This is a genomic window from Sphingobium sp. D43FB, assembly GCF_002312805.1.
GTDB lineage: Bacteria > Pseudomonadota > Alphaproteobacteria > Sphingomonadales > Sphingomonadaceae > Sphingobium.
Genome location: NZ_NMUA01000016.1, coordinates 1 through 14,875, shown reverse-complemented (window position 1 = coordinate 14,875; position 14,875 = coordinate 1). Strand labels below are relative to the sequence as shown.

Below are 14,875 nucleotides of genomic sequence, written 5' to 3'. Positions count from 1 at the left end.
GACCCTGTCAAGCAAGGCCCGCTTTGATCGCCTCGGCGAACCGGCGGCGCAGGGTCAATACCGCGCAAACAGCGCCGCAGGCAGCACGGCATAGGTCGCGTCCTGGGTGGGATCAGGCTTTGCGCCATGATCGGCGGCCGGAAGCAGCATCTTCATGTCGAACTGGACGTCGCGCCGCGCGAACAGCCAGCGGCCGTTTTCCTTGCGATAATTATCCACATAGCGGACGCTCTGGACGTCATGCGCGAGGCCGCCTTTGCTATCGGGGATCAGGTGCCAGGCGATGGCGTAGACTTCACCTTGCGCCGTGTCGCCATCGACGCTGACCAGATGATTGCAGATATGGTGACTGCCGATATGCATGTGGGGCAGCGACCGTTCGAGAAAGGCGTAGTAGTTCGTGACCGGGCCGCTCGAATAAGGGCCGTGATTGTCGATCGCATCGTCCGTGTAGAGCGTGCGGAGCAGCGCGAGATCCTTGCGATCGACGCCACGCGAATAAAGCTGCGCCAGCTGTCGTATCTCTTCCTTGGCGACCAGTTCTGCAAGCGCTTCCATATCGTCTCTCCTGTGATTTTGGGCGAGGCTAGCTGCAAATCCGGGCGTTCGTCAGCCTTCTTGGATCTGCGTGACGTCCGACCAGCCCGATATCGGTACGGCGATCCGCTGCATGAACAAAAGCGTGTTGGGCGGGCGATGATGGTGCGATAGGCGTGATGCGGTGCGACGTCGCCGCAGGAGAGGGGAGTGCCATGAACAATCAGGTCGTCGCTACGCAGTCTGGTCTCGTTCGCGGGTCAAGCGCCCAAGGTGCACGGCGCTGGCTGGGCATACCCTATGCGCAAGCCGCCCGCTTTACCGCGCCTGTCGCAGCCCCGACATGGGCCGACGTGCGCGATGCGACCGTACCGGGTCCGCAATGCCCGCAAATGTATGGCAACGCGGCAAAGCGCGCGCGGATCGCCCAGCCGGATTTTTCCGAAGATTGTCTTACCGTCAATATCTACGCGCCGGACGATCTGGGCGAAGATGAACGTCTGCCCGTCTATGTCTGGATTCACGGCGGGGCTTTCGTTGCGGGCAGCGGCAACAGCTATGACGGCTCCCAACTCGCACGCGATGGACGGATCATCGTCGTCACGATCAATTATCGCGTCGGTGTATTGGGTTTCGTAAATCTTGGGGCGACGCTGAAGAGCGCAGATATTCCCTCCAACCTCGGCCTGCGCGACCAGATTTTCGCGCTGACATGGGTGCGGACCAACATCGCCGCCTTCGGGGGTGATCCTGATCGGGTGACGATCGGCGGGCAATCCGCCGGGTCAATGTCTGTCTCGCTGCTGCTGCACATCCCGGCAGCGCGGCCACTGTTTCAGCAGGCGATCATGCAGAGCGGTGCCGTCAGCCTGATCCATAGTCAGGCGAAGAGCGAGGCCATCGGCCGCCAATATGCCGCGGCACTGGGTGCAGGCGGACGCGACCTTGGGGCACTGCAGGCGTTGAATTTGCACGCCCTCTTTGAGGCGCAGGCGGCTGTCGGCGCGGCCAATCCGGGGACTATTCCCGCATCGCCCTGGCTGGACGGCGATCTGGTGCCGGGGACGCTCGCGGCCATTCAGGAGGCACAGGCCGCGCCAGTGCCGTTGCTTGCGGGAGCGACGCGCGATGAGGTGCGATTGTTCGAGTTGATGCCCGGCGATATTCTGCCAACCAGTTGGTCCGCGCTGGAAACGCTGTTGCGCGGGCAATTGGGGGTGGAGCAAGCGCAGGCGATATTGGCGACATATCCGCGCACCAAGGCGGGGCGGCGGGCGCTGGCCAGTGACCTGACGTTCGTCATGCCGACCCGTCATTTCGCTGATCGCCATGCCGCGCACAGCCCGACCTGGTTCTACCGCTTCGATTATGCGCACCCTATCGCCGGGGCGACCCATGGGCTGGACCTCACGCTGACATGGCCGATGCACGGGTTGCGCGCTGCGCTGGCGCGGGGGGGACGGATGACCGGGCAGCGTGCCGCCTTGGGCCAAAGGATGACGCGGCATATTGCCCATTTCGTGCGGCATGGTGGGCCGGAGGAGGATTGGCCCGCCTATGATGCCGCCCAGGGTCAGGTAAAGATATTCAACCTGGTCGATCGGGTCGAAGCCCGGCCCGATGCGGATCGCTGGCGCGCATGGGCGGGGCAGGACGTGGGCGTCGGGCTGGTCGCCTGACGCCATAGTCCGTCAGGCGACATTTTCCTCCGGCCAGTAGAGGTGCATCGGATTGTCGATCAGCAATTTGCGCTGCAACTCTGCGGTTGGCGCGATGCGCGGGATCATGTCCACCAGATGGCCGTCGTCGGGGATCGCATCCTGCATATTGGGGTGCGGCCAGTCGGTGCCCCACAGCACGCGGTCTTGATAATCGACGACGAGCGGCGCGACCGCATCGGCAAAGGCGTTCCATGGGTCGCCATTCGGATCGAGGCGGTCGGGACAGGTGGCCTTGAACCAAATGTCGTCGCGGGAATCGAGAAAGGCGCGAAAGGCCTTCATATCCGCGCCGTCCGGTCCCTGGGTCACGTCGGGGCGGCCCATATGGTCGATCACGAGGGGCACGGGGATGGCGTCCATGAAGGGGCGCAATTCTTCGAGGATATCCGCCTCGAAATAGATGACGACATGCCAGCCGGCAGGCAGGCGGCTAGCGACTTCCAGAAACTTGTCCTTGGGTGCGTCGTCGACCAGGCGCTTGAGGAAATTGAAGCGAATGCCCCGGATGCCGCCGTCATGGAGGGCCAGGAGGTCAGCCTCCGAGATCGCCGGATCAACGACAGCGACGCCCCGTGCTTTGCCATTCGACTTGGCGATGGCGTCTAGCGTCGCGCTATTGTCGGTGCCGTGGCAGCTGGCCTGGACGATGACGTTGCGGGCAAAGCCGAGATGGTCGCGCAGGGCGAACAGCATATCCGGCCCGGCATCTTCCGGCAGATATTTCGCCTTCGCGCTGAACGGGAAGTCCGCCATCGGCCCGAACACATGGCAGTGCGCGTCGATCGCCCCGGGGGGCGGGGTGTAAATCGGTTTGGACGGGTTGCCGTGCCAGGAAATGACGCGATCGGACGTTGCGGCGCTCATGCGAAAATCTCTCCATCCATCAGCTTGCGGGCTGTGCGCAGCATGGCGGCGCTGGTGACCGTGCCGCTCCCGTCCAATTCCATGACGCAGGTGGTTTCGCCGGTGGGATGTTCCACCGACAGCGTCTTGCGCGAACCATCGGGGATATTTGCCACCTCGGCCGCCGGTGACCCTTCGATCAGGCAGGCCGTCGCGACGCTGACCGCGCCCAGCACGCCGATCGACGCATGCGCGCGATGGGGGATGAAGCTGCGGACCGTGACCGCGCCACCATTGCGGGGCGGGGCGACCAGCATCATCTTGGGCACCGACTTTTCCGTGACGTCGCCCAGGTTCATGCGTTCGCCGACGGCGAGGCGGATCTTTTCGATCCGGGCCTTCAAGTCGCTGTCCTTGTCCAGCGTATCGCGATCTTCATAGCCGGTAACGCCGACGTCGCGCGCCTGCATCACGACGCAAGGCATGCCATTGTCGATCAGGGTGACGCGGACGCCCTCGACTTCGTCATAGGCATTGCCGGTTGGGAGCAGCGCGCCGCAGGAGGAGCCAGCGGTATCGCGAAACTCCAGCGGGATGGGGGCGGAACTACCGGGCACGCCGTCGATGCGAGCATCGCCATCATAGCGGACGATGCCGCCGGGCGTCTGGACCGTGGCGATGGCGATCTGGCCGGTATTTTCCATGAAGATGGCGACCCGCGTTTCGTCTGGCTGCGCGGCGACGAGGCCGCGCTCGATCGCGAAGGGGCCGATCCCAGCGAGGATATTGCCACAATTCTGCGCGTCGCTGACGATCGCCTGGTCGACGAAGACCTGCAGGAAGAGATAATCGATATCGATGCCTTCACGCTCTGACTTCTTTACCACTGCGACCTTGCTGGTCAGCGGGTCGGCGCCGCCCATGCCGTCGATCTGGCGCGGGTCGGGCGATCCCATGGCGCGCAGCAGGAAGGCGTCGCGGGCCGCGGTGTCGGTGGGGAGGTCGTCTGCCAGGAAATAGCCGCCCTTCGACGTGCCGCCGCGCATCCACATCACCTTGGCGGAGCCAAGGGGCTCAGACATATTTAAGACCCATTTCTTCGAGGCGGGGGCGCATATTATAAATGTCGAGGCCGAGTTCGCCTGCGGCGAGGCGGACGCGCTTCGCTTCTTCGGCGGCTTCGCGCGCCCGTGCCTTTTCCAGCACGGCAACCGCGTCGGCGCGCGGCACGACGCACACGCCGTCATCATCAGCGATGATCACGTCGCCCGCGTTGACCAGCGCATTGGCGCAGACGATCGGGACATTGACCGACCCCAGCGTGCCCTTGATCGTGCCCTGGGCGTGGACCGCTTTTGACCAGACCGGGAAATTCATCTGCTTCAAGTCGCGCAGGTCGCGGACCCCCGCATCGATGATCAGGCCGCGGCAGCCGCGCGCCTGGGCCGATGTGGCGAGCAGGTCGCCGAAATAGCCGTCGGTGCAGGGGCTGGTCGGCGCGAGAACCAGAATGTCGCCTTCCTTGAGCTGTTCGATCGCGACATGGACCATCCAATTGTCGCCGGGAGGGGCGGAGATGGTGACGGCGCTGCCCGCGATCCGGGCACCCGGATAGATGGGGCGCATGTGCGGGGCGAGCAGGCCGGTGCGGCCCTGCGCTTCATGGACGGTGGCGACGCCGCACTGGGCGAGACCGTCGATGACGGAAAGGTCCGCCCGTTCGATATTCTGGACGACGATGCCGGACATGGGCGCTTGCTCCTCTTTCCTAAACCAGACAGCGACATGGACAATAGTGGCGCCATGCTCAAATCCGTTCTGGCGCGGCTGCATAAAATTTTGCTAATTGTCAAAAATGCAGGTCGATCAGTTCAATATCCGGCATCTTGCCGCAATGGCCGCCGTGGTGGAGCAGGGTAGCGTCAGCCTGGCGGCGCGGGCGGTGAACCTGACTCAGCCTGCGGTGACCCAGGGCATCGCCAAGCTGGAGGCGCAACTGGGCGCGGCTTTGTTCGAGCGGCGACCCGGCGGGATGGTGCCGACGCCGGTCGCGCTACGTTTCAAGCCGCGCGTCGATGTGGCGTTGCGGTTGATCGGCAGCAGCCGGGTGACGGCCGCGCAAATCCGGGCCTTCGTCGCGCTGGCGCGGAGTGGCAGCTATGCGGCGGCGGCGGTGCAGGCTGGAGTGGCGGAGCCTTCGCTGCACCGCGCGGTCGGCGATCTGGCGCTGGCGCTGGGGGTGCGGCTGGCTGAGCGGCGGGGGAGGGGGCTGATGCTCACCCGCGCGGGCGTGACGCTGGCGCGCCGATTGCGGCTGGCGCTCGCTGAACTGCGGCAGGGCCTGGAAGAGATTGCTGAACTGATGGGGGAAGATAGCGGGCGGATTTTAGTGGGGGCCATGCCGCTCAGCCGCGCGCGGCTGCTGCCGCTGGCGATCACCAGCTTTCGCCGGGGCTTTCCGCAGGTCGATATTTCCGTGGTCGAAGGGTCGCATGCCGAACTGGTGGGCCCGTTGCGCGATGGCGAGATCGACATGATGGTAGGCGCATTGCGCGATGCGACCATCGGGCTGGATCTGGTGCAGCAACCCTTGTTCGAGGATCGGCCGACCATTTTCGCGCGGGCAGGGCATGTGCTGGAGCAGGGCTGGAATGGCGATGATCTGCGGCGCTTTCCCTGGATATTGCCGCCCGAGGGCACGCCGCTGCGCCAGCTATGGCAGGCGATGTTCGCGGCGCTGGGCGGCGACCTGCCTGCCGTGCCGATCGAGTGCGGCTCTGTGATGACGGTGCGGCAATTGCTGGTGAGCGGCGATTATCTGACTTTGCTGTCGATCGATCAGTTGCGGGTCGAACTAGACAGCGGGATGCTGGCCGATATCGGTCCGGCGCCCGGCGAGATCAGCCGCACCATCGGCGTCACCAGTCGCGCCGATTGGCGACCGACCCGGTTGCAGCAACAGTTCATGGCGGCAATCGAACAGGCGGTCGCAACCATGAATTCGTAAAATCTTATGAGACGCCCCCGGATATGATTGGCCGGGTGGGATACAATCCGGCATGCCCTTTCCCATGGAGCAGGAAGTCGGTCTTATCGGGTTTGGCGAGGCAGGGTCCACCTTTGCGCTGGCGGGGGATTGGGCTGCGGCCGCCCATGTCTATGATGCCAAGACCGATGCGGCGGCCACGCGCGACGCCATGCTGGCGGCCTATAGGCAGGCGGGCGTGTTGCCCGCGCGCTTTCTGGAAGATGCGCTGGATGGCGTCGGCTTGATCCTGTCGCTGGTGACGGCGGACCAAGCGCTGGCGGTGGCCGAGGCAGCGGCGGCGATGATAGCGCCGGGCGCGCTCTATTGCGACATGAACAGCGTTGCGCCGCAGACCAAGCTGGCGGCGGCGCGCGCGATCGAGGCGGCGGGCGCGCATTATGTCGATGTTGCCGTGATGGCCCCGGTCGATCCGGCGCGGTTGAATGTCCCCCTGTTGTTGAGCGGTGGCCGTGCCGAAGACGCGCAGGCGCGGCTGGCGGCGCTGGGCTTTGCCAAGACCCGCATCGTGGGTGCCGATGTCGGGCGGGCGTCATCGATCAAGATGATCCGCTCCGTCATGGTCAAGGGGATGGAAGCGCTGACCGCCGAATGCGTGCTGGCGGCCGAGGCAGCCGATGTGCTGGACGAGGTGCTGGCGTCGCTCGACGCGAGCGAGAAGGCCAAGCCTTGGACGGAGCGGGCCGACTATAATCTCGACCGGATGCTGGTGCATGGCCTGCGCCGCGCGGCAGAGATGGAGGAAGTGGTCAAGACGCTCGATGGGCTTGGCACGGGGGCCGCGATGACGCGCGGTACGGTCGCGCGGCAGCGGGCGATCGGGGCGCTGGGGGTCAAGATGCCGCCGGAGGGGTTGGGCGCGAAGATTGGCGTGGTTTCTTCCAAGGTCATTCCCGCGCAGTCGGAAATTCATCTCGCCACCTCGCGACAAGAGGAACTGCTGGGAGATGGATTCCCGCCTTCGCGGGAATGACGGGGATTTTGGGGCGGGCGTGGTGCGCTGTCGCCTGAGACCCCAGCTTGCGCTGGGGTGACGGAATAAGGGTTGAGGAAAGAGACGCGATGAGCCTGATTATCGATTGCCATGGCCATTATACGGTGTTGCCGAAGGGGCATGACGCCTGGCGCGAAGAGCAGAAGGCTGCGTTCAAGGCGGGCACGGCCTGTCCGCCCTATCCCGACATCAGCGATGCGGAAATTCGCGAAACGATCGAGGCGAACCAGCTGCGCCTGATCAAGGAGCGCGGCGCGGACCTGACGATTTTTTCGCCGCGCGCGTCGGCCATGGCGCCGCATGTCGGCGACGAGGCGATGGCCAAGGAATGGGCGATGCGCTGCAACGACCTGATCGCGCGGGTGGTGGCGATGTTCCCCGAAACCTTCGTCGGCGTATGCATGTTGCCGCAATCGCCCAAGGCGGACATGTCCAACAGCATCGCCGAGCTGGAACGGTGCGTCGAGATGAGCTTCATCGGTTGCAACCTCAATCCCGATCCGGGTGGCGGGCATTTCACCCATCCGCCGCTGACCGATCGCTATTGGTATCCCTTCTACGAAAAAATGGTCGAGCTGGACGTTCCGGCGATGATCCATGTGTCGGGCAGCTGCAACCCGGCGATGCACGCCACCGGCGGCTATTATATTGCCGCTGATACCATCGCCTTCATGCAGTTGCTGGAAGGCGATCTGTTCAAGGATTTCCCGACCCTGCGCTTCATCATTCCGCATGGCGGCGGCGCGGTGCCCTATCATTGGGGGCGCTATCGCGGCCTTGCCGACATGCTCAAGAAGCCGGACCTGTCGACGCATTTGATGAACAACATCTTTTTCGACACCTGCGTCTATCACCAGCCCGGCGTCGATCTGCTCGCCGATGTGATCGACAACAAGAATATCCTGTTCGGGTCGGAAATGGTCGGCGCGGTGCGCGGCATCGATCCGACTACCGGCCATTATTTCGATGACACCAAACGCTATGTCGATGCGCTGGAGATAAGCGAGGCCGAGCGCGTCGCGATTTTCGAGGGCAATGCCCGCCGGGTGTTCCCGCGCCTTGATGCCCAGTTGAAGGAGAAGGGACTATGATAACAGAAGATCCCAAGCACCAGGATATCCATGAATATCTGGCCGAGATGGAAGATATCCCCGGCACCCGTGTCTTTACCGCCAAGCGGGCGCGGCAGGGCTATCATATGAACCAGTTTGCGATGAGCCTGATGAAGGATGAGAACCGCACCCGGTTCAAGGCCGACGAGCGCGCCTATATGGACGAATGGCCGCTGACGCAGGACCAGAAGGAAGCGATGCTGGCGCGCGACTATAATCGCTGCCTCGACCTGGGCGGCAATGTCTATTTTCTGGCGAAGCTGTTTTCGACCGACGGCATTCCGTTCGCCGAAGCGGTCAGCACGATGACGGACATGGAATTCCCGCAATATCGCGAGATGATGATGAACGGTGGCCGTTCGCCCGAAGGCGTGCGGTCGATCAGGGCCAATGAAGCTGCGGCTGCGGCCAAGAATGAGGATCGCTGATATGGCGCGAATTACTGCTGGTGTGGCGTCGAGCCATGTGCCGCTGCTGGGCGTGGCGTCGGACTTCAACAAGGATCGGGACGAGTATTTCGGCCCCATTTTCGCGGGCTATGACTGGACGCGCGAATGGGAGAAGGCCGAAAAGCCCGATGTCATCATCCTCGTTTATAACGACCATGCGTCCGCCTTCGACATGAAGATCATCCCGACCTTCGCGATCGGCTGTGGCGAACGCTACAAGTCGGCCAATGAAGGCTGGGGACCGCGCGCCGTGCCGGACGTGGAGGGGCATCCCGACCTCGCCTGGCATATCGCGCAGAGCCTGGTGCTGGACGAGTTTGACATGACCATCATCAACGAGATGGATGTCGACCATGGCCTGACCGTGCCGCTTTCCATGATGTTCGGCAAGCCCGACGCCTGGCCGTGCAAGGTCGTGCCGCTGGCCGTCAACGTCGTTACCTATCCGCCGCCATCGGGCAACCGCTGCTGGGCGCTGGGCGAGGCGGTGCGTAAAGCGGTCGAGAGTTTCCCCGAAGATCTGAACGTGCAGATCTGGGGTACGGGCGGCATGAGCCACCAGTTGCAGGGGCCGCGCGCGGGCCTGATCAACAAGGAATGGGACAATAAATTCCTGGACGGGCTGATCGGTGACAGCGATCATCTGCGTCGGATTCCGCATATCGAATATCTGCGCGAAACCGGCAGCGAAGGCATCGAGATGGTGATGTGGCTGGTGATGCGCGGCGCGCTGGGGAAGAAGACCCGCGCGCTGCACCGCCATTATCATTTGCCTTGCTCCAACACCGCGATCGGCCATCTGGTGCTGCGCCCGGACAATGGCGAAGGGCTGGACATGACCGGAAGCGATACGGTTACGGCGATCGCGGCGGAGTAAATCGGCGGGGTGGGCGCATGAGATCAGGCGCAGCGCCTGCCTCACGGCCCCACCCCAACCCCTCCCCTGAAGGGGAGGGCTTTTTGATTGGTACGGAGATTATTATGCGTATTGCTTTGGCTGGCGCGGGTGCCTTTGGCGAAAAGCATCTGGATGGCCTCAAGAATATCGACGGCGTGACGGTGACATCGCTGGTCGGTCGTCGGCTGGATGCGACCCAGGCGATTGCCGATAAATATGGCATCGGCCATGCGACCACCGAACTGGCCGAGACGCTGGCGCGCGATGATGTCGATGCGGTGATCCTGTGTACGCCGACGCAAATGCACGCGGCGCAAGCCATCGCCTGCATGGACGCGGGCAAGCATGTGCAGGTCGAAATCCCGTTAGCGGATAGCTGGGCCGATGCGCAGGCGGTGCTAGCCAAGCAACAGGAAACGGGCCTTGTCTGCATGGTCGGGCATACGCGACGGTTCAACCCCAGCCACCAATATGTCCATAATCTGATCACCGGCGGCGATCTGAACATTCAACAGATGGATGTGCAGACCTATTTCTTCCGCCGCAAGAATATCAATGCAAAGGGCGAAGCGCGGAGTTGGACCGACCATCTTCTGTGGCACCATGCCGCGCATACGGTCGACCTGTTCGCCTATCAGGCGGGCAAGATCGTGTCGGCCCATGCTATGCAGGGGCCGATCCATCCCGAATTAGGGATCGCCATGGACATGTCGATCCAGTTGAAGAGCGAGAGTGGGGCGATCTGCACCTTGTCGCTGTCGTTCAACAATGACGGGCCGCTGGGCACCTTCTTCCGCTATATCGGCGACACGGGCACCTACATCGCGCGCTACGACGATCTGGTGAACGGCAAGGAAGAGCCGATCGACGTGTCGAAGGTGGACGTGTCGATGAACGGCATCGAATTGCAGGACCGCGAATTTATCGGCGCGATCCGCGAAGGTCGCGAGCCCAATTCGAGCGTCGCGAAGGTCTTCGACTGCTATCGCGTGCTAGGCGAATTGGAACAACAGCTGGTCTGATCGACATCCCTTCGGGGTCGCACGAAAGGGCGCAGTCGGGGCAACCGGCTGCGCCCTTTTGCGTCAGGCCGTCAGCAGCGGATGCGCCATGCGCAGATCGTCGAGCATATTTTCGATCAGCGCGACATCCGCAATCGTGCCGGTCGGTGTCGCGTTCCAGTTGCAATGGGGGTGTGTGGCGCGGCTGTAGAGGCGCAGCGGGCCGATCACCCGGCGCCAGTGATGCTTGCTGCTGCCGTGGTCGCGAACCAGTCGGGCGACGAGCAGGTCGATGAGCTTGTCGGCCGTCATGCGCCAACCCTTAAAGGTGCGGGCCGGTGCGTCAACTCTCGCGCGCGGCGCGCCAGCTGCGCGGCGGCTGGCCGACATGGCGGGTAAAGAAGCGCGAAAAATAGGCGGGGTCTTCGAAGCCGACGGCATAGGCGATGTCGGTGACCGACAGCTGGGAATAAAGCAGCATCCGGCGCGCCTCCAATAATGCGCGGTCGTCGAGCATCTGCGCGGGCGAACTGTTCGCCACGCGGGCGCACGCCTGGCGCAGGGCCGTGAGGCTGACGCCGAGCGCGCGGGCATGGGCGGATACCGGCTCGCGCAGGCGGAAGCGCTGGTCGATCCGTTCCCGCAGGCGCGCGACCAATGCGGCCTGGCGCGGCGTGCCGGGCTGCGCCTGCTGGCTCAAGGCAGCATGGCGCAAGGCCAGCACCATGAGATGCAGCAAGGCGGATTCGACCGCAGCGCGCTGGCCTGGTCCGGCCCAGCTTAACTCCTGATCCATGCGGGTGATGGCGTCTTCGGCGGCGGCGCGGTCCGATCGGGGGAGCGCGACGGCTTGGGGGTGGGCGAAGAGAGGAACGAGATCCGCATCGCGCAGGACGAGGTGGCGCAGATAGCTGTCGGCGATGGTGACGACCGCCCCGCGCGATTCGCTGGCCCAGCTAAAACCATGGACGATGCCCGCCGGGATCAGCAAAAGGCAGGGGGCGTCGAAGCGGACCGCAGCCTCCTCCGCCTGCATCGCGCCGCCCCCTTCCGCGATCAGGATGATATGATTGAGGTCGCGATGGACATGGGGGCGGATCGTCCATTCGCTGGGCCGCGACCGGTCGTCCAGACTTTCGACATGGACGAACCCCTCCGCAACGCTGCGCTGCGGCTCGCCGTAAAGATAGAAGCTGGGGACGGGTGAAGCGGTCATGGCCTATCGGCGATGGCGCAGCGCCAGCAGCAATCCCGCGCCCAGCAACGATCCCGACGCCATGACGATGGCGACGAGTGGCAGTGTGAAATCGAGGCTGAACAGAAAGCCGGCCAATATCGGCCCCAACGCTGCGCCGCCCCGACCGACGCCGATGACGATGCCGGTCCCCCCGGCGCGCACGGCGGTCGGAAAGGACTGGGCGATCAGCGCGTATAGGCCCACGACCGCAGCGTTCGTGAAGAAGCCGGCGGATGCCGCAATCAAGCTGAGGCCAGCCAGTGTCGTCTGTTCCTGGCCGAACAACGTGACCATGATGGTCGATGCAACCATGGTAATGATGACCAGAGGGCGGACAGCGATGCGCCAGCTTAGGACGCTGAGCAGTAACGCCCCCACTAGCCCGCCGACATTGGCCCAGACCAGCACGCTACCTGCGCTGGACGGAAGATAGCCCATGTCGACGACGATCTTGGGCACCCATTTCAGGATGAAGTAGAAAGTCATGATGTGGCAGAAATAGGCCAGTGTCAGCAGGATGGTGGTGCGGGCCAGGCCGGGGGCGAACAGCGCGGCAAAGGAGGGTTTGGGCGCGGCCGCGTCCAGCGGCGGTAGCGCGGTGGCAGGGGTATGGCCCATGCGGGCGAGCAGGCGATTGATCTTCAACAGTGCGCCTTGCGGTCGCTTCTGGACCAGGAAACCGATCGATTCGGGCAACAGCCACAGCGACAGCGGCAGGAACAGGGCGGTGACGATCCCTCCGAACAGAAAGATGTCGCGCCAATCGCCCGCGATCAGCAGATAGGAAGCGACCGAACCACCCAGTATGGCGCCGACCGGATAGCCCGCCGCCATGATCGCGACCGCCAGGCTGCGCGCGCGCGCATTGGCGAGTTCGGCGACCACGGCGTTGGTGCAGGCGAGCATCCCGCCGATACCGAGGCCGGTTATCAGGCGGATAAGGGAAAGGGAGGTAACGTCCCAGGCGATCGTGGCTGCGCCCATCCCGCCCGCCATGACGATCAGGCACCCGATGATCGTGGGTCGGCGGCCGATGCGATCGGCGACATTGCCGAGCAATACCGACCCCACGGCCATGCCGATCAATTCCATCGACAGCACAAACCCCAGCGCGGCGCGATCGACGCCCCATTCCTTGGCGATGCCGGGAGACGCGAAACTGATCGCCAGAACATCGAACCCGTCGAGCGCATTGAGCAGCACGCAGAGCGCGATGGCGGTGATCTGCAACCGGCCCATCGGCGCTTCGTCCAACTGGCGTCTGATGTCGGTCATGGGATACTCCTGCTCCTGACGGTTCGAACCGGTATGCGACAGGCGCCTATCGGCCGGATCGTCCATCTTCTTTTGCGTCGATGTGGCATGCGACAATAGGTTTGACCGGTCAAGCATGGCATCGTCTGAGAACCCATTTCCGGTGGATCATCCAAATAATCGGTTGCTCTCCCTCTGTCGCTCGATCGCCTGAGGCCGCATGTCTGGGTCAAAGTCGCCTTATGGGAGAGATGAGATGAAGACACAGGTCGCCATTATCGGAGCCGGGCCTGCGGGCCTGTTGCTGGGCCATTTGCTGCGGGCCGAAGGCATAGAGGTTGTCGTCGTCGAGCGCGCGGCGCCTGATTATGTGCTGGGCCGGATTCGGGCAGGCGTGCTGGAGCGGACGACCACGGACCTGATGGATCGGCTTGGGCTGGGCGCGCGGATGCATGCCGAAGGGTTGCCGCATGACGGCTTCCACCTTGCGGACGGCGAACGGCTGATCCGTATCGATATCGAGGCGCTGACCGGCAAGAAGGTCATGGTCTATGGCCAGACCGAAGTGACCCGCGACCTGATGGAGGCCGCGCCCGATCGCGGGCTGGAGATCATCTATGAGGCGGGCGATGTGGCGCTGCACGCTATCGACAGCGATGCGCCCTATGTCACCTATAGCAAGGATGGCATGACTCACCGGATCGATGCGCAATTCCTCTGTGGCTGCGATGGTTTTCACGGGCCGTCGCGCAAGGCGGTACCCGCCTCAGTGGCTAAGGCCTATGAAAAGGTCTACCCCTTTGGCTGGCTCGGCATATTGGCGGACGTGCCACCATGTCATCATGAGCTGATCTACGCCAACCATGACCGTGGCTTTGCCCTGGCCTCGATGCGGTCGGAAAGCCGCAGCCGCTATTATATCCAGGTGCCGCTCGACGAGAAGATCGAAGAGTGGCCTGACGATCGGCTGTGGGACGAGTTGGCGACGCGGTTGGGCCCGGAGGCAGCCGCGAACATGACTCGCGGCCCCGCGCTCGAAAAGTCGATCGCCCCGCTGCGCTCCTTCGTGTTCGAACCGATGCGCCATGGGCGGTTGATGCTGGCTGGGGACAGCGCCCATATCGTACCGCCGACCGGTGCCAAGGGGCTGAACCTGGCGGCGTCCGACGTCCATTATCTGTCGGAAGCGCTGATCGGCTATTTCAAGCGGGGCGATGCCGATGCGGTGGCAGGCTATTCGGACAAGGCGCTGGCACGGGTGTGGAAATCGGAACGCTTTTCCTGGCAACTCACAAAGCTGATGCATCGCTTCCCGGATGGCGATGCGTTCGACCGGCGGATGCAGGTGGCTGAACTCGACTATATTGCCTCATCCCATGCGGCGCAGACGACGATCGCAGAAAATTATGTCGGCTTGCCGCTGTAGCGGTGATTCGCAACGGTGTGCAGCATGAAAGCCTGTTAGGGCCCGCGTAAGAGAGGAGAGTGGGTGCTGACGCGATTGGGTGGTCGAGCCCCGAAACCCTCAGCTGTTATCGGGGTTTTGCGACATGCCGATGACCGCTTTTGCGAAAAATTGCCAAAGCGGTGGTTTTTTCCTGTTGACCGACTCAGTTGGTCTGCTTAGAGGCGTGTTCACCGGACGGGGCGCTGCTGTATGGAAGCGCTCTGGAAGGTTGCCACTATGGCGGGACGCTGGTTCACCTGGACCGTAAGGATCAGGTGGGGTTTGCTGTCCGGATTTTAGTTTGGCGGGTTCTTTGACATTGTTGGTTTAGATGAA

At 63.4% G+C, this 14,875-nt stretch carries 15 protein-coding genes; 8 read left to right on the top strand and 7 right to left on the bottom strand.

The genetic code is table 11. From position 1 onward, the window contains the following. Positions 1–54: 54 nt before the first annotated feature. Positions 55–558 (bottom strand): nuclear transport factor 2 family protein, encoded by a 504-nt coding sequence (locus SxD43FB_RS14310; RefSeq protein ID WP_096062777.1) that lies wholly within the window; start codon positions 556–558, stop codon positions 55–57. Positions 559–752: 194 nt separating this feature from the next. On the opposite strand from SxD43FB_RS14310, the gene SxD43FB_RS14305 reads away from it, so the two are divergent. Beyond that, complete coding sequence (locus SxD43FB_RS14305; RefSeq protein WP_096062776.1) at positions 753–2,216, top strand: carboxylesterase family protein; 1,464 nt, start codon at positions 753–755, stop codon at positions 2,214–2,216. A gap of 12 nt (positions 2,217–2,228) precedes the next feature. Here SxD43FB_RS14305 and SxD43FB_RS14300 read toward each other — a convergent pair whose 3' ends face one another. The 3 genes from SxD43FB_RS14300 to ligK are packed head-to-tail and all read right to left on the bottom strand — an operon-like array spanning position 2,229 to position 4,850. Further along, positions 2,229–3,122 (bottom strand): amidohydrolase family protein, encoded by an 894-nt coding sequence (locus SxD43FB_RS14300; protein WP_096062775.1) that lies wholly within the window; start codon positions 3,120–3,122, stop codon positions 2,229–2,231. Then, entirely contained in the window at positions 3,119–4,183 is a 1,065-nt protein-coding gene (locus SxD43FB_RS14295) for a 4-oxalomesaconate tautomerase (protein ID WP_096062774.1), read from the bottom strand. Before SxD43FB_RS14295 ends, SxD43FB_RS14300 begins: the two co-directional genes overlap by 4 nt. Continuing rightward, on the bottom strand, positions 4,176–4,850 hold the full coding sequence (gene ligK / locus SxD43FB_RS14290; RefSeq protein ID WP_096062773.1) for a 4-carboxy-4-hydroxy-2-oxoadipate aldolase/oxaloacetate decarboxylase: 675 nt from the start codon (positions 4,848–4,850) through the stop codon (positions 4,176–4,178). Before ligK ends, SxD43FB_RS14295 begins: the two co-directional genes overlap by 8 nt. 106 nt (positions 4,851–4,956) lie before the next feature. Between ligK and SxD43FB_RS14285 the strand changes: the two genes are divergently transcribed. From SxD43FB_RS14285 to SxD43FB_RS14260, 6 genes are all read left to right on the top strand, one after another. Next, positions 4,957–6,108 (top strand): LysR family transcriptional regulator, encoded by a 1,152-nt coding sequence (locus SxD43FB_RS14285; protein ID WP_096062772.1) that lies wholly within the window; start codon positions 4,957–4,959, stop codon positions 6,106–6,108. A 64-nt stretch (positions 6,109–6,172) separates the two neighbouring features. Further along, positions 6,173–7,120, top strand: coding sequence for an NAD(P)-dependent oxidoreductase (locus SxD43FB_RS14280; RefSeq protein WP_096062771.1), 948 nt, complete (start codon positions 6,173–6,175; stop codon positions 7,118–7,120). A gap of 89 nt (positions 7,121–7,209) precedes the next feature. Continuing rightward, the gene (locus tag SxD43FB_RS14275) at positions 7,210–8,232 is read left to right on the top strand and encodes an amidohydrolase family protein (protein ID WP_096062770.1); all 1,023 of its coding nucleotides are present in this window, start codon (positions 7,210–7,212) and stop codon (positions 8,230–8,232) included. After that, positions 8,229–8,681 carry a protocatechuate 4,5-dioxygenase subunit alpha gene (gene ligA / locus SxD43FB_RS14270; protein WP_043153533.1) on the top strand — a complete coding sequence of 151 codons (453 nt, stop codon included), beginning with the start codon at positions 8,229–8,231 and terminating at the stop codon, positions 8,679–8,681. Before SxD43FB_RS14275 ends, ligA begins: the two co-directional genes overlap by 4 nt. 1 nt (position 8,682) lies before the next feature. Further along, on the top strand, positions 8,683–9,579 hold the full coding sequence (locus SxD43FB_RS14265; protein ID WP_096062769.1) for a class III extradiol dioxygenase subunit beta: 897 nt from the start codon (positions 8,683–8,685) through the stop codon (positions 9,577–9,579). 104 nt (positions 9,580–9,683) lie between these two features. Beyond that, positions 9,684–10,622 (top strand): Gfo/Idh/MocA family oxidoreductase, encoded by a 939-nt coding sequence (locus SxD43FB_RS14260; RefSeq protein ID WP_096062768.1) that lies wholly within the window; start codon positions 9,684–9,686, stop codon positions 10,620–10,622. Between the two features lie 63 nt (positions 10,623–10,685). On the opposite strand, the gene SxD43FB_RS14255 is transcribed toward SxD43FB_RS14260, so the two are convergent. The 3 genes from SxD43FB_RS14255 to SxD43FB_RS14245 are packed head-to-tail and all read right to left on the bottom strand — an operon-like array spanning position 10,686 to position 13,113. Next, entirely contained in the window at positions 10,686–10,913 is a 228-nt protein-coding gene (locus tag SxD43FB_RS14255; RefSeq protein ID WP_096062767.1) for a hypothetical protein, read from the bottom strand. A gap of 31 nt (positions 10,914–10,944) precedes the next feature. Then, positions 10,945–11,817, bottom strand: a complete 873-nt coding sequence (locus SxD43FB_RS14250; protein WP_096062766.1) for a helix-turn-helix domain-containing protein — start codon at positions 11,815–11,817, stop codon at positions 10,945–10,947. Positions 11,818–11,820: 3 nt separating this feature from the next. After that, complete coding sequence (locus SxD43FB_RS14245; RefSeq protein WP_096062842.1) at positions 11,821–13,113, bottom strand: MFS transporter; 1,293 nt, start codon at positions 13,111–13,113, stop codon at positions 11,821–11,823. Positions 13,114–13,348: 235 nt separating this feature from the next. Between SxD43FB_RS14245 and pobA the strand changes: the two genes are divergently transcribed. Then, a complete protein-coding gene (gene pobA, locus SxD43FB_RS14240; protein ID WP_096062765.1) occupies positions 13,349–14,518 on the top strand; it encodes a 4-hydroxybenzoate 3-monooxygenase in 1,170 nt (389 codons plus the stop codon). Positions 14,519–14,875: the final 357 nt, after the last annotated feature.

What these genes read in the sequence shown, in the direction of transcription:
- SxD43FB_RS14310 (WP_096062777.1), bottom strand. Translation starts at nt 558, where the DNA reads ATGGAAGCGCTTGCAGAACTGGTCGCCAAGGAAGAGATACGACAGCTG.
- SxD43FB_RS14305 (WP_096062776.1), top strand. Translation starts at nt 753, where the DNA reads ATGAACAATCAGGTCGTCGCTACGCAGTCTGGTCTCGTTCGCGGGTCA.
- SxD43FB_RS14300 (WP_096062775.1), bottom strand. Translation starts at nt 3,122, where the DNA reads ATGAGCGCCGCAACGTCCGATCGCGTCATTTCCTGGCACGGCAACCCG.
- SxD43FB_RS14295 (WP_096062774.1), bottom strand. Translation starts at nt 4,183, where the DNA reads ATGTCTGAGCCCCTTGGCTCCGCCAAGGTGATGTGGATGCGCGGCGGC.
- ligK (WP_096062773.1), bottom strand. Translation starts at nt 4,850, where the DNA reads ATGTCCGGCATCGTCGTCCAGAATATCGAACGGGCGGACCTTTCCGTC.
- SxD43FB_RS14285 (WP_096062772.1), top strand. Translation starts at nt 4,957, where the DNA reads ATGCAGGTCGATCAGTTCAATATCCGGCATCTTGCCGCAATGGCCGCC.
- SxD43FB_RS14280 (WP_096062771.1), top strand. Translation starts at nt 6,173, where the DNA reads ATGGAGCAGGAAGTCGGTCTTATCGGGTTTGGCGAGGCAGGGTCCACC.
- SxD43FB_RS14275 (WP_096062770.1), top strand. Translation starts at nt 7,210, where the DNA reads ATGAGCCTGATTATCGATTGCCATGGCCATTATACGGTGTTGCCGAAG.
- ligA (WP_043153533.1), top strand. Translation starts at nt 8,229, where the DNA reads ATGATAACAGAAGATCCCAAGCACCAGGATATCCATGAATATCTGGCC.
- SxD43FB_RS14265 (WP_096062769.1), top strand. Translation starts at nt 8,683, where the DNA reads ATGGCGCGAATTACTGCTGGTGTGGCGTCGAGCCATGTGCCGCTGCTG.
- SxD43FB_RS14260 (WP_096062768.1), top strand. Translation starts at nt 9,684, where the DNA reads ATGCGTATTGCTTTGGCTGGCGCGGGTGCCTTTGGCGAAAAGCATCTG.
- SxD43FB_RS14255 (WP_096062767.1), bottom strand. Translation starts at nt 10,913, where the DNA reads ATGACGGCCGACAAGCTCATCGACCTGCTCGTCGCCCGACTGGTTCGC.
- SxD43FB_RS14250 (WP_096062766.1), bottom strand. Translation starts at nt 11,817, where the DNA reads ATGACCGCTTCACCCGTCCCCAGCTTCTATCTTTACGGCGAGCCGCAG.
- SxD43FB_RS14245 (WP_096062842.1), bottom strand. Translation starts at nt 13,113, where the DNA reads ATGACCGACATCAGACGCCAGTTGGACGAAGCGCCGATGGGCCGGTTG.
- pobA (WP_096062765.1), top strand. Translation starts at nt 13,349, where the DNA reads ATGAAGACACAGGTCGCCATTATCGGAGCCGGGCCTGCGGGCCTGTTG.